Origin of the sequence: Arthrobacter sp. NPDC057259, assembly GCF_042668995.1 — a bacterium.
Lineage (GTDB): Bacteria > Actinomycetota > Actinomycetes > Actinomycetales > Micrococcaceae > Arthrobacter.
The window spans coordinates 1-13,629 of record NZ_JBHUYA010000003.1 but is presented as its reverse complement, the minus strand read 5'-3'; the positions used below and the strand labels follow the sequence as shown (position 1 = coordinate 13,629).

General features: G+C 69.4%; 10 protein-coding genes and 1 rRNA gene. 6 read left to right on the top strand and 5 right to left on the bottom strand.

The window, feature by feature from the left end:
- Window positions 1-1,131, top strand: coding sequence for a galactose-1-phosphate uridylyltransferase (gene galT / locus ACFUCU_RS05940; protein ID WP_377971368.1), 1,131 nt, complete (start codon window positions 1-3; stop codon window positions 1,129-1,131).
- Window positions 1,132-1,149: 18 nt separating this feature from the next.
- The gene (gene galK, locus ACFUCU_RS05935) at window positions 1,150-2,337 is read left to right on the top strand and encodes a galactokinase (protein WP_377971366.1); all 1,188 of its coding nucleotides are present in this window, start codon (window positions 1,150-1,152) and stop codon (window positions 2,335-2,337) included.
- Between the two features lie 2 nt (window positions 2,338-2,339).
- On the opposite strand, the gene ACFUCU_RS05930 is transcribed toward galK, so the two are convergent.
- Complete coding sequence (locus tag ACFUCU_RS05930) at window positions 2,340-3,329, bottom strand: LLM class flavin-dependent oxidoreductase (protein ID WP_377971364.1); 990 nt, start codon at window positions 3,327-3,329, stop codon at window positions 2,340-2,342.
- A 180-nt stretch (window positions 3,330-3,509) separates the two neighbouring features.
- Here ACFUCU_RS05930 and ACFUCU_RS05925 point away from each other — a divergent pair, with 180 nt between their 5' ends.
- The 4 genes from ACFUCU_RS05925 (at window position 3,510) to ACFUCU_RS05910 (ending at window position 8,025) form a co-directional block, all read left to right on the top strand.
- Window positions 3,510-4,379: an aldo/keto reductase gene (locus ACFUCU_RS05925; RefSeq protein ID WP_377971362.1), complete on the top strand. Its 870-nt coding sequence runs from the start codon at window positions 3,510-3,512 to the stop codon at window positions 4,377-4,379.
- Between the two features lie 61 nt (window positions 4,380-4,440).
- Window positions 4,441-5,148 carry a type 1 glutamine amidotransferase domain-containing protein gene (locus ACFUCU_RS05920; protein ID WP_377971360.1) on the top strand — a complete coding sequence of 236 codons (708 nt, stop codon included), beginning with the start codon at window positions 4,441-4,443 and terminating at the stop codon, window positions 5,146-5,148.
- Window positions 5,149-5,197: 49 nt separating this feature from the next.
- Window positions 5,198-6,892 (top strand): helicase HerA-like domain-containing protein, encoded by a 1,695-nt coding sequence (locus ACFUCU_RS05915; protein WP_377971358.1) that lies wholly within the window; start codon window positions 5,198-5,200, stop codon window positions 6,890-6,892.
- A gap of 140 nt (window positions 6,893-7,032) precedes the next feature.
- On the top strand, window positions 7,033-8,025 hold the full coding sequence (locus tag ACFUCU_RS05910; protein WP_290256495.1) for a hypothetical protein: 993 nt from the start codon (window positions 7,033-7,035) through the stop codon (window positions 8,023-8,025).
- Window positions 8,026-8,107: 82 nt separating this feature from the next.
- On the opposite strand, the gene ACFUCU_RS05905 is transcribed toward ACFUCU_RS05910, so the two are convergent.
- The 4 genes from ACFUCU_RS05905 to rrf form a co-directional block, all read right to left on the bottom strand.
- Entirely contained in the window at window positions 8,108-10,069 is a 1,962-nt protein-coding gene (locus tag ACFUCU_RS05905) for an NHL domain-containing thioredoxin family protein (RefSeq protein ID WP_377971356.1), read from the bottom strand.
- The gene (locus tag ACFUCU_RS05900; RefSeq protein WP_377971355.1) at window positions 10,069-12,207 is read right to left on the bottom strand and encodes a cytochrome c oxidase assembly protein; all 2,139 of its coding nucleotides are present in this window, start codon (window positions 12,205-12,207) and stop codon (window positions 10,069-10,071) included. Before ACFUCU_RS05900 ends, ACFUCU_RS05905 begins: the two co-directional genes overlap by 1 nt.
- Before the next feature lie 131 nt (window positions 12,208-12,338).
- On the bottom strand, window positions 12,339-12,626 hold the full coding sequence (locus tag ACFUCU_RS05895; RefSeq protein ID WP_056341443.1) for an HU family DNA-binding protein: 288 nt from the start codon (window positions 12,624-12,626) through the stop codon (window positions 12,339-12,341).
- A 582-nt stretch (window positions 12,627-13,208) separates the two neighbouring features.
- Window positions 13,209-13,325 (bottom strand): 5S ribosomal RNA (gene rrf, locus ACFUCU_RS05890).
- Window positions 13,326-13,629 lie beyond the last annotated feature (304 nt).

Here is a 13,629-nt window from a genome sequence, read left to right as displayed (position 1 = left end):
ATGGAACAGATCACCAAACGCGCCTACAAGCTCTCCGACGGGCGGGACCTGATCTACTTCGACGACGCGGACACCACGCTGCCACCGGACCGCGGCCCGGACCTGCGCGAGCCCATGGATAGGCCGGAAACCGCCACCATGCGCCAGGACGTGCTGACCGGCGAGTGGATCTCCATCGCGGCGGCCCGGCAGAACCGAGTGGTCCTGCCGCCCACCCACCGGGACCCGCTGGCCCCGGCGTCGCGGGACAACCCCTCCGAGATCCCCAGCCGCTACGATGTCGCCGTCTTCGAGAACAAGTCCCCCTCCTTCGGCCCGGCCCTCACCGGTCCGGACGCCCCCGAAGGGCTGGAGGACCTGGCCCGGATCGGCCTGGGCCGCAGCCGGCAGGCGGTGGGCCGCTGCGAGGTGGTCTGCTTCTCCCCCGAGCACACCGGGTCCCTCGCCGGCCTGTCCCGGTCCCGGATGCGGACCGTGGTGGAGGCTTGGGCGGACCGCACCGCCGCGCTCTCCGCGCTCCCCGGCGTCGAACAGGTCTTCCCGTTCGAAAACCGCGGCGAGGCGATCGGCGTGACCCTGCACCACCCGCACGGCCAGATCTACGCCTACCCGTACATCACCCCCCGCACCTCCCAGCTGATCCGCACCCTGGCGGACTACGAGGGCTCCCTCTTCGAGGACATCCTCGCCTTCGAACGGAACTCCGAGCGGGTGGTGCTGCAGGGTGAGCACTGGACGGCGTTCGTGCCGTTCGCGGCGCGCTGGCCCTTGGAGGTCCACATCCTCCCGCACCGGCACGTCCCGGACCTCGCCGCCACCACCGATGCCGAACGCGACGAATTCGCCGGCCTCTACGGGCGGCTGCTGCGCGGCGTCGACGCCCTGTACGACACGCCAACCCCGTACATTTCGGCGTGGCACCAGGCCCCGGTCAACGCCCACCGGGACGACATCCGGCTGATGCTGCAGCTGACCTCGCCCCGGCGGGAGAAGAACAAGCTGAAGTACCTGGCCGGGTCGGAGGCCGCCATGGGCGCGTTCATCGCCGACATCCCCCCGGAAACCGCCGCGGCCCGGCTGCGCGAGGCCATCGCCACCGCCGACGCCGCCACCGGCATCCCCACCACGTAGCAGGAAGAACCACCCGCCATGACTGAACTCTCCCAGCAGGGACGCGACTACTTCGCCGGCCAGTTCGGCCACCAACCCGAGGGGGTCTGGTCCGCCCCGGGCCGCGTGAACCTCATCGGCGAGCACACCGACTACAACGACGGCTTCGCCTTCCCCATCGCGATCGAGAAGCGCGCGGCCGTCGCCGCGTCCCGCCGTGAGGACCGGCGGCTGCGGGTGGCCAGCGACTCCTTCCCCGGCGTCGTCGACGTCGGACTCGACGGCCTGGACCCGGACGCGCTGCAGGGCTGGTCCGGCTACCCCCTTGGCGTCGCCTGGGCCATGGCGGAGGCGCTGCGGAGCGCCGGCCGCGACGTTTCGCAGCTGCCCGGGGTGGACCTTGCGCTGACCTCGGACGTTCCCGCCGGCGCCGGCCTCTCCTCCTCCGCCGCGGTCGAATGTTCCGTGGCACTGGCCCTGAACGAGCTCTGGGACGCGGGCCTGGACCGGCAGGAGCTCGCCCGGATCGGCCAGCTCGCGGAGAACCGCGTGGTCGGGGCACCCACCGGCATCATGGACCAGTCCGCCTCGCTGCTGGGCGAGCCGGACCACGGCATCCTGCTGGACTGCCAGAGCCTGGTGACCGAGATCGTCCCGCTCGGGTTCGAGTCCGCCGGCGTGGGCCTGCTAGTCATCGACACCCGCACCAGCCACTCACACTCCGACGGCGGCTACGCCAGCCGCCGCCGCTCCTGCGAGGAGGGCGCGGAGGCGATGGGCGTACGCAGCCTGCGCGGCCTGGGTCCGGAAGACCTGCCCCGCGCCGAGGCCACCCTGGAGCCGGTGACGTTCCGCCGGGTCCGGCACATCATCACCGAGAACCAGCGGGTCCTGGACACGGTGGCCACCCTGCGCAGCCTCGGCGCCGCCGCCATCGGCCCGTTCCTGAACGCCTCGCACGTCTCCATGCGGGACGACTTCGAGATCTCCACCCCGGAACTGGACCTCGCGGTCTCCACCGCCCAGTCCCTCGGTGCGATCGGCGCGCGGATGACCGGCGGCGGGTTCGGCGGGGCGGCCATCGCCCTGGTCCGGGATGCCGACGCCGAGACCGTCGCCCGCGGCGTGCTCGAGGCCTTCGACAAGGCGGGCTTCACCGCCCCGCACATCTTCCCGGTCACCGCGGCCGAGGGCGCCCGGCGCGAGCCGGCGTTCGAGGAGGCCTAGGGCTAGACCCGGGCCAGCCCGGCGACCTCGGCGAGCAGTTCCACGGACCGCAGCCGGTCCTCGACCCGGGGGCTCTGGTGCGCCACGATCAGCTCGTCGGCGTCGGCGTGCTTCGTGAAGCCGTCCAGGTACTCCATGACGGCGTCGGAGGTACCGACGGCGGAGTACTTCATCATCTGCGCCATGTGCTGGCCCTGCGGGGAGTCCAGGATCATGTCCGCCTCATCGTCGCTGAAGACCCGGCCGTTGCCGAAGAACAGGGACACCCGGGCGCGCTTGGTGGCCTGGAACATCTCCTGCGCGTCGGAGGCGGAGTCCGCGGCAATCACGTTCACGGCGGCGATCACGTGCGGTGCGTCGAGCTGCTCGGAGGGCCGGAACTCGCGGCGGTAGATCGCGACGGCGTCCTGCAGCGCGTTCGGCGCGAAGTGCGAAGCGAACGCGTAGGGCAGGCCCAGCTGCGCGGCCAGGCGGGCGCCGAAGAGGGACGAGCCCAGGATGTACAGCGGCACGTTGGTGCCCTTGCCCGGGATGGCCTCCACGCCCTGGATCCGGCTGTTGCCGGTGAGGTAGCCCTGCAGCTCCAGCACGTCCTGCGGGAAGCTGTCGGCGCTCATCGGGTCGCGGCGCAGCGCCCGCATGGTGTTCTGGTCGCTGCCGGGGGCACGGCCCAGGCCCAGGTCGATCCGGCCCGGGTGCAGCGTCTCCAGGGTGCCGAACTGCTCGGCGATGGTCAGCGGGGAGTGGTTCGGCAGCATGACGCCGCCCGCGCCAAGCCGGATGCTCTTGGTCTGCGACGCGACATGGGCGATCAGGACGCTGGTCGCGGAGGAGGCGATCGTGGACATGTTGTGGTGCTCGGCGTACCAGATGCGGCGGTAGCCCAGCTCCTCGGCCCGCTGCGCCATGGCAACGCTGCCGGCGAAGCTTTCTGCCGCGCTCTGGCCCTTGCCGATGATTGCCAGGTCAAGGATGGAAAGCGGAACAGTCACGGAAAAGCCGGCCTTTCGTAGCGGAAAGTGTGGGAAGTGCAGTGTGAGGAATGCCGGGCCGTCCTGCGGCCCGGCGCCTACAGGTGGCAACGACGGCGGTGCCCGTCTTATTTCTGCCAATCTCCGTTGCGGCCGCCACACCGGCGGAATACTCAGCACCCTTACTGTGTTGGTCTTGCCATGAGCCACGAGACAACAGAGCACCAGGAAGTATCCGCCACGATCGACCTGCCGGGCGTCGGAACCGTGCACCGGCTCGGCTTCGGTGCCATGCGGATCGTCGGCGACGGCGTGTGGGGCGAGCCGGCCGACCGTGCCGCCGCCGTCGCCGTCGTCCGCCGCGCCGTCGAGCTCGGCGTCGACTTCATCGACACCGCCGACTCCTACGGCCCCAACATCAGCGAGGAAATCCTGGCCGAGGCGCTGCACCCGTACCCGGCGGGCCTGAAGATCGCCACGAAAGTGGGCTTCACGCGCACCGGGCCGGATCAGTGGATCCCCGTCGGCCGTCCGGAGTACCTGCGCCAGCAGACCGAACTGAGCCTGCGCAAGCTCAAGGTCGACGCCCTGGACCTGCTGCAGCTGCACCGGATCGACCCCAAGGTCGACGCCGAGGAGCAGTTCGGCGTGCTCCGCGAGCTGCTGGACGAGGGCAAGGTGAAGGCCCTGGGCCTGTCCCAGGTCAGCGTGGCCGAGCTGGAACAGGCCGGCAAGCACTTCACCGTCTCCACCGTGCAGAACCGTTACAACCTCACCGACCGCAGCTCCGAGGATGTCCTCGACTACGCCGAGGAGAAGGGCATCGGCTTCATTCCCTGGGCCCCCATCTCCGCCGGCGAACTCGCCCGACCGGGCGGACCGCTGGACGAGGCCGCCAAGCGCCTCGGCGCCACCACCTCGCAGGTGGCCCTGGCCTGGCTGCTGCGCCGCTCCCCCGTGATGATGCCCATCCCCGGCACCGGTTCCGTCAAGCACCTCGAGGAAAACCTCGCGGCCGCCGGAGTCGTCCTCGATGACGCCACCTTCGCCGAGCTCAACGACGCCCGCTAGAGACCACTCTCCCCCCTCATAACCCCACCGCCGGGTCCGCCCGGCAGAACAGGAGCACACCATGGCCAACATCCTGATGGTCGTATCCGCCGCCGATTCCCTCACCATGCGTGACGGCAGCCAGCACCCCACCGGTTTCTGGGCCGAGGAGCTCGTCGTCTCCCACCAGGAGCTGATCAAGGCCGGCCACACCGTCCACATCGCCACCCCCGGCGGCGCCAAGCCCACCGTGGACCAGGTCAGCCTGCAGGCGGACCAGGCCGGCGGCCAGGAGCGCGCGGACGGCTTCCGCTCCTACCTGGACCAGATCGACGGCGAGCTCTCCTCCCCGCTGGTGCTCGCCGACGTCGACCTCTCCGGCTACGACGCCGTGGTCATGCCCGGCGGCCACGGCCCGATGGCCGACCTGTACCAGGACGCCGCCCTCGGCAAGCTCCTGACCCAGGCCAACAACGACGGCAAGATCATCGCCCCGTTCTGCCACGGCCCCGCCGGCCTGCTCAGCGCGGTCGACGGCGACGGCACCTTCGCCTTCGCCGGCCGCCGCGTCACGGTCTTCACCAATGAGGAGGAGCTCGGCGGCGGCACCGGCGAGAACACCCCGTGGTTCGTCGAGGACGAGCTCAAGAACAAGGGCGCCGTCGTGGACAACGGCGGAGCCTGGACCTCCCACGTGATCCGGGACGGCAACCTGATCAGCGGCCAGAACCCGCAGTCCAGCGCGGACGTGGCCCAGGAAGTCATCAAGGCTCTCACCGACGCAAAGTAATTCCGGCCGACGCCGGGTCCGGGCAACCGGACCCGGCTAAGCTAGCCGCATGGCGATCAAATCCACCGCAGATAAAGTAGCCACACTCCAAAAGGGATACACCCTGGAGGGTCCCACGATTGAGCTGGGAGCAGCGATCGTCGACGGCGAGCTGCACAAGGAAGCACCGGTCCGCTTGCCGCTGGCCATGATGAACCGGCACGGCCTGGTGGCTGGCGCCACCGGCACCGGCAAGACCGTGACGTTGCACATGATGGCCGAACAGCTCTCCACAGCCGGGGTCCCGGTGTTCCTCGCGGACATCAAGGGCGACCTCTCCGGCCTCGCCACCGCCGCCGCCGGCTCCGAGAAACTCAAGGCCCGCACCGACAGCATCGGCCAGCCCTGGTCCGGTAAGACCTTCCCGGTGGAATTTCTCGCCCTCGGCGGCGACGGCGCCGGCGTCCCGGTCCGCGCCACGGTCACCTCCTTCGGCCCGATCCTGCTCTCCCGGATCATGGATTTGAACGAGACCCAGGAATCCAGCCTGCAGCTGGTGTTCCATTTCGCGGACAAGAACAACCTCGAACTCATCGACCTCAAGGACCTCCGCGCGGTCATCCAGTTCCTCACCTCTGACGAGGGCAAGGAAGCCCTCCAGGACCTCGGCGGGCTCTCCAAGGCCACGGCCGGCGTCATCCTCCGCGAACTGATCACCCTCGAGGCCCAGGGCATGGAGAAATTCTTCGGCGAGCCCGAGTTCAACACTGCCGAACTGCTCCGCACCGCCCCCGACGGCCGCGGCGTGGTCTCCTGCCTGGAGCTCCCCACCCTGCAGACCAAGCCGATGCTGTTCTCCACCTTCCTGATGTGGCTGCTGGCGGACCTGTTCGAGGACCTGCCCGAGGCCGGGGACCTGGACAAGCCGAAGCTGGTCTTCTTCCTCGACGAGGCGCACCTGCTCTTCAACGGCGCCTCCAAGGCCTTCCTCGACGCCATCACCACCACCGTGCGGCTGATCCGCTCCAAGGGCGTCGGCATCTTCTTCGTCACCCAGACCCCGAAGGATGTCCCCGCCGACGTCCTGGGCCAGCTCGCCAACCGGGTCCAGCACGCCCTGCGGGCCTTCACCCCGGAGGACGCGAAGGCCCTCAAGGCCACCGTCTCGACCTTCCCGGTCAGCGACTACGACCTGGAGGAGACCCTGACGACGGCGGGCATCGGCGAGGCCGTCATCACCGTCATGAACGAGAAGGGCGCACCCACCCCGGTGGCGCTGACCCGGCTGCGCGCCCCGGAATCCGTGATGGGTCCCAGCGAGCCCGCCCTGGTGGCCAGCACCGTGGCGGCCTCGTCGCTGCTGGCCGCGTATGGTACCGCCGTCGACAACGTCTCGGCCTACGAGAAGCTCTCCGGCAAGGCCGCCGCGCCCACCGGTCCGGCCGCCGGACCCGCCTCGGCGCCGGAGACCGGGGCTGCCCCGGCCGGCACGCCCACCGACGTCGACGCCGACGCGCGGCGGATCGAGGAGGAGATCCTCGGCCGCCCGAGCAGCCGCCCGGCCCCCGCCCCCGAAGCCCGCCGCGCCCCGCAGGCCCCGCCCGCCCCGCAGCAGGGCGGCGGCATGGCTGGCGACCTGGCCGGCGCCCTGGGCGGTGCGCTCGGCGGCGGGCTGAAGAGCATGGCCCGGTCCCTGGGCACCCAGCTGGGCCGCGAACTGCTGCGCGGCGTCTTCGGCACGTCCTCCCGGAGCCGGCGCCGCTGACGCCCAAGGGGTCTGGCGGTGGCTTAGCCGTGGCCTGACTGCGGCTTCTCTGGGGTCTAGTTGGGGGCGTCCGGCCGTCATGCGCGGACGTCGTGACACCGGGATTTGGCGGGGCGGCAGGTAACGTAAGAATCGTGCAGATGAGTCAGGCCGTCGTCAAAACCGCAGCCCTGTGGCTGCTGGGCCTGATGCTGGCAGTGGCAGGCGCCGTCGTCGCCATCAACGTCGTGAATAATTCCCTGGCCAGCCCGCAGCAGCCGGTGCGCGAATATCTGGACGCGTTGCGCCAGGGTGAGGGCGCCAAAGCCTTGGGCCTGCTGCACGCGTCCGTCCCCAAGAGCAACGCCGCCATGCTGGACGGCGCCGGGTTGAAGGCGGCCGCGGCGCGCCTCTCCGACGTCTCGGTGGGCCGTGCGGAGGACCGGGGCGGTAACCGGGTGATGGTGCCGATCGATTACAGCATCGACGGCAGCCGCCAGCGCACGGAGTTCCTGCTCCAGGGCTCGGACCCGCAGTGGCTGTTCTTCCGGGACTGGTCCTTCGTACCCACCACGCTTCCGGTCCTGGACGTCACCGTGGTCAACTCCAACCACGCCGCGCTCAACGGGGTTCCGGTCAACATGCCCAACGGCCGCAACAGCTTCGCCGTGTTCTACCCCGGCCAGTACGAGGCGTCCCTGAACAGCCAGTACTTCGCGGCGCCCCCGTCCCGGACCACGCTGACCGGCAAGGACGCCCCGGCCGCGCCGCTGAACCTGCTGACCCGCGCCACCGACGGGCTCAAGAGCGCCGTCGCGGCCAAGGTCAAGGAATTCCTGGACACCTGCGCGGATCAGGCGGACAAGAAGCAGCAGCTCCAGCCGGACTGCCCGTTCTACCACGCCACCAACAACCGGGTGGTGGACGGCACCATCGACTGGAGCATCACCGACTACCCGGTGGTCAGCATCGAACCCTTCGGCGGTCGCTGGGTGGTGGCTCCGCTGGACGGCAAGGCCCGGATCAAGGCCCGCCAGGTAGACCTGTTCACGGGCGCCGTCACCGAACTGAACGCCGTCCACGACTTCAGCTTCACGGCCCGCCTGGACGTCGACGGGGACTCGGTGAAGCTCACCCCGCAGCTGACCGGTTAGTTCCCTATAGGCCAGCCCGCCCGGCAGCGCGCGGAGGCATAAAAGGGCCGGTCCGGGTCAGACCCGGACCGGCCCAATCGCCTTAGTCCATTCCGCGCAGATCCAGCACCAGCTCGGTGTCACCGTCGGGCTGCAGGGTCACCGGGATGCCCCAGTCCTGCTGGTACAGGTGGCAGGCCGCGTGGTCCGGGATCTCGCCGTCGGCGTCCTCGGGGCCGTCACAGGCGGCCGCGCGGGCCGTGATGTGCAGGACGCCCTCGGGGACGTCAGAGGCCAGCTCCAGGGTGCGGAGCAGTCCCACGGAGGTCCCGCCACCGGCCACCAGCAGCTCCGGCGGGGTGGAGGAGATCTTCAGCTGCGTCGGGTCGCCCCAGCGGTCGTCCAGTTTCTGCCCGGTCGGGGCGGTGAAGCGGACCGTCAGGGACAGCAGTCCGGGCGCCACCGGGCTCTTGGGCCGCTGCGTCTGGGCGGCTCCCTCGTCCACCTGCTGGGCTTCCTTGGGGATCGGCACGTACACCAGCTGGTGCTTGTTGGCCTCGACCACCACCAGCAGCGGTTCCTCGCCGGCCACGTGGGTGTGGTCCACAATCACGTCGGAAGGCTCGGACAGGCCGCGGGCCAGGGTGGACACGGTACCGGTGGCCGGGTCGTAGCGGCGGACCGCGCCGTTGTAGGTGTCCGCGATCGCCACGGAGCCGTCGGGCAGCACGGTGACGCCCAGCGGGTGCTGCAGCCGCGCCTCGGCGGCCGGACCGTCCCGGAAACCGAAGTCGAACAGGCCCTTGCCCACGGCGGACTCGACGGTGACGCTGCGGTCCTCGCCGATCACCAGCTTCCGGAGCGCGGAGGTCTCGGAGTCGGCCACCCAGATGTTGCCGTCGGCGTCCTCGGCGAGGCCGGAGGACTGGGCGAACCAGGCCTCGGCGGCCGGTCCGTCAAGGAGCCCTTCGAGGCCATTGCCGGCGACGATGGTGACGGCCCCGGTCACTGGGTCGAAGCCGAAGATCTGGTGCACACCGGCCATGGCCACGACCACGGCGTTGAGCTTCGCGGACCAGACGACATCCCACGGCGAGCTGAGCGCCACCTTCAGCGGATCGGCTTCCAGCGCGGCACCGTAGGCGGCACCCTCCTCGTCCACGCGGGCGGGCCCGGTCTCGAGGAGCCGCTGGATGCCGTTGCCGGCCAGGGTGGTGGCCTCACCGGTGCGGAGCGAGAGCCCGCGGAGCCGGTGGTTGACCGAGTCGGCGATCACGACGTCGTAGCCGGCCTGGTCGGCCACGTCCTGGGGCAGCAGCACCAGGCCCTGGGGTTCGTTGAAGCGGGCGTCGGCGGCGCCGCCGTCGGCGTACCCCTTCTCGCCCGAGCCGTACGTGCCCAGCACCGTCTCGAAGTCGGTGGAGAGTTCCACCAGGCGGTGGTGGCCGGTGTCGGTGACCAGCCAGGACCCGGCGTCACCGGCTGCCTCGGAGCCGCGGCCCGCGGGCAGGTAGAGGGCCTTGCCGGGGAAGCGGAGGGTGCCCGACGTCGGTTCCGGCGCCACGTACGGGCCGTCGCCGCGGTGCAGGGTGCCCTTGGCCTCGTGTTCGGCGATGAGTTCCGGGATCAGCACGGCCAGGCCGTCGGCGTGCCCCTCACCGGAGAGGTGCGCCACGATGTAGCCCTCGGGGTCGACCACCACCAGGGTGGGCCAGGCACGGGCGGTGTACGCCTTCCAGGTCTCCAGCTCCGGGTCGTCCAGGACCGGGTGGCGGATCTCGTAGCGTTCGACGGCGGCGGCGAGGGCCACCGGGTCCGCCTCGTGCTCGAACTTGGGCGAGTGCACGCCCACGGTCACCAGGACGTCCGAGTACTCCTGCTCGAGGGGGCGCAGCTCGTCCAGGACGTGCAGGCAGTTGATGCAGCAGAAGGTCCAGAAATCCAGCAGCACGATCTTGCCGCGCAGGGATTCAAGGTCCAGGGACTTGCCGCCGGTGTTCAACCAGCCGCGTCCCACGAGTTCGGAGGCCCGGACCCGGTGGTGGGTGCGTACTGTTTCGCTCATCAGCGTCCTTCCAGCTTGGAGTTGCGATCGGCCAGCTTCGCGTCGCGTTCGGCGAGCTTGGCAAACATATCGTTGTAAGCGGTGAGATCGGCGTCGTTATTCCTGTCCGCCGCGCGGTCGGTGCGTTTGGACTCGCGTGCGTCGGAGCGGGACCACTGGACGGCGACGCCGATCGCCACCAGCAGGGTGGGTACCTCGCCGATGCCCCAGGCCACGGCACCGCCGGTCTGCTGGTCCAGCAGCGCCGACTGTCCCCAGGCCCGGCCGAGGTTGCCGAAGTAGTCCGCGGCCAGCAACCCGGTGCCGCCCATGATGGAGACGCCGAAGAAGGCGTGGAAGCCCATCGTGGCCAGCAGCAGCACCAAGCGCATCGGGTACGCGGCCCGCCGCGGCAGCGGATCAATGCCAATCATGGTGAGCACGAAGATGTAGCCGGTCAGGAGGAAGTGCAGGTTCATCAGCTCGTGGCCCACATGGTCGCGCATGGCGTAGCCGAACGCATCCGAGAAGTAGAACAGGATGATGGACCCGGCGAAGTTCGCGGCGGCGAAGAGCGGGTGCGTGACCAGCTGGGAGAACTTCGAGTGCACAAAGATCAGCAGCCATTCCCGCGGGCCGCGCGAGCTGTCCCGACGCGGGGTGAGGGCGCGCAGCGCGAGGGTCACCGGGGCGCCGAGGACCAGGAAGATGGGCGCCACCATGGTCAGGGCCATGTGGTCCACCATGTGCGCGGAGAACAGCACGCGGCCGTAGACCGACGGCGGCCCGGAGGTGATGTAGGTCAGGACGATCAGGCCGATGATCCAGTTCGCCGTCCGGAACCAGGACCATGAGTCTCCCCGCTTGGTGACCTTCCGGACGCCCAGCAGGTAAGAGACCAGGCCCGCGGCGGCCACGGCCACCCAGAGCCAGTCGAAGCGCCATTCGGTGAGCCAGCGCTGCGGGGTCAGCTCGGGCGGCAGCTCGTAGCCGGAGAGGATGAACGCCGGGGAGGCGTCGGGGGCGAACGTGGTGGGCTGCGGCGGGGCCGAGCGGCCGAGGGCCACCGCCAGGCCGGAGGTGGCGCCCATGATCAACAGTTCGACGGCGATCAGCTGCCAGAGCACCCGGCGGGCCGTCTTGCCGTGGCCCGTCGCGCCCAGTTGCGGGATCACCCACTGCCGGTGCATGAAGCCCACGCCCCCGAGGACCAGGGTGGCCGCGGCCTTGGCCATGATGAGCTGCCCGTAAGGGGAGCCGAAGAGGTCGGCCCAGCTGGAGACCCGGATGCTGGCGTTGATGATGCCCGAGCCGAAGACCAGGGCGAAGGCGAACCCGGCCAGGGCGGAGAACCGCCGCAGGGTGGGCTCGGTGATGTCGGCCTTGCCGCCAGAGCTGGTGAGAATTTGGGAGAGGAGGGCGAGCATGATGATGCCGCCCACCCAGGCGGACACGCCGGCCAGGTGCAGGGCCAGGGAGTTGATCGCGCCCTCGTGGTCGTTCGAACTGGCCGAGTGGCCGATCAGCGCCTGCGGGATCAGGCCGCCCGCGGCGATCACCAGCGTGATGGCCAGCGCGCCCCGGGAGCGGATGCCGAAGAGTGCGGTGGTCACGACGGCGGCGATGATCACGACGGCGAGCCAGGCACGGCCGGTGTCGATGTCCGTCATGTAGTAGACCAGCGACTTGGTGAACTGCGGGTCGCCAGCGAGGGTCTGGCCGGCGATGTCGGCGTAGCTGAGAACCAGGACCGCGACGGCAGACAGCGTCCAGACGACGCCGGCGATCGCCGTGACGGACAGCGCCCGGGTGAAGGCCGGGTGTTCCGGGGCGTTTTTGTCCCGGGAGGCCTTGCGGGTGGAGTTCCACGGCAGGATGCCAACGGCGAAGATGAGGCCGCCGATGACGGTGGCGATGGAGATGTTGTGCAGCGCCTTGGTGACCGGCAGGCCCCAGCGGACCAGGGCACCGGGGTCGGAGACCGCGCGGGCACCCGCCGCGCCCGAGAACAGTAGCCCGGTGATCAGGGCGGCGAAGAGTACCGCCAGCCCGGTCCATAGCCACGGCTGCGTGATGCCGGGGGTGCCGGCGCCGGAGCCAGCCGGTCCGCCCTGCCGGGAGGACGCTGCCGGGCTCTGGGTTCTCGTAGCAAAAGGCACAGTTCCATTGTCCGCTACTGCCGCCGCCGGGCCGAATCCGGCGTCACGGGCCGGCGGCCGCTGGCGCGCGGCTTAAACGCAAAGGAGCGGCAACCCGTGAGGGTTGCCGCTCCTTCAAGCGTGGAAGAAGACTACTTCTTCTTGGCGACGGCGGCCTTCAGCTTGGAGCCTGCGGTCAGCTTGACGCTGTGGCCGGCGGCGATCTGAATGGTCTCGCCGGTCTGCGGGTTGCGGCCGGTGCGGGCAGCGCGGTCGGTGCGCTCGACGGCGAGCCAGCCCGGAATGGTGATCTTTTCGCCCGCGGCGACAGAGGTCTCGAAAACCTCGAACAGTGCATCGAGCACGGAGTTGACGGCTGCCTGGCTGGTGCCGGCCTTGCCAGCTACCTCTGAAACAAGTTCACTACGGTTCTTAGCCATGTATGTCCTCCTGGACTGATCTAATTTCTGAAGCCTGCCCGCAGTGCGCGAGCAAGCCACTCTTCGAAAACTTACCAGCTAGGCGCCCGCGAGGAGACAAAATTCCGCGTGTTTTCGCGCTTTTTTGGTCAAAATCACGACTTCGGAGGGGTTTGGACGGCCCATTTCAGCCCTCAGCGGACGCATCAGCATCATCACCCCCAGCCGGCGCACCAAGAGTCGGTCCCCTGGAGGACTGAGGAACCGGCGGGACGGCGTGCGGGAAGGGCGCACCAGTGCTGTCATCGGCCCGCCGACCGACCCCGGTTTCCCAGACGGTCCCTCAGCTGCTGCTGGTTTCCACCGGACGCTCCCTCAGCTCAGGGCGCTACTGGTGCGCTGCCTGGGTGGTTGGTCTGCGGATACCCGCTGGATGTGAGGGAGGGAGTTCCGGGAGCACCCGAATGTGTGGAAGGCAGTCCCGAGAGGGGATCCGGTGGTGAGTGGGCGTCCGATCCTGGCTGGCAGGTTAGGCAGCCGGGGTGGTGGTTAAAGTGGGAGAGCCTCCAACCGTGTGGTTGGAGGCTCTCGACCTAAATGATGTTCCGGCGGTGACCTACTCTCCCACACCCTCCCGGGTGCAGTACCATCGGCGCTGTGGGTCTTAGCTTCCGGGTTCGGAATGGGACCGGGCGTTTCCCCCACGCTATGACCGCCGTAACCCTGTTACCCGCTCCCCTGGTGACCTGCCCTGTGTGGGGCTGCTTTCCTGGGGTGGGAAGTCTGTGGTTACAACTCCTGCCCTGGGGCAGGTGGTGGTGTTGTATTCAATTATTGTTGGTTCCGTGCAACACAACCCGGTGGTGGGTTTGTTGGTTGGGAACCACATAGTGGACGCAAGCAGTCTTGTTCTTCATACCCACCCCCGTGGGGGTGGTGTGTGGTGTAAGTTATCGGCCTATTAGTACCGGTCAGCTTCACGAGTCTTTAGTCCTCGCTTCCACATCCGGCCTATCAACCCAGT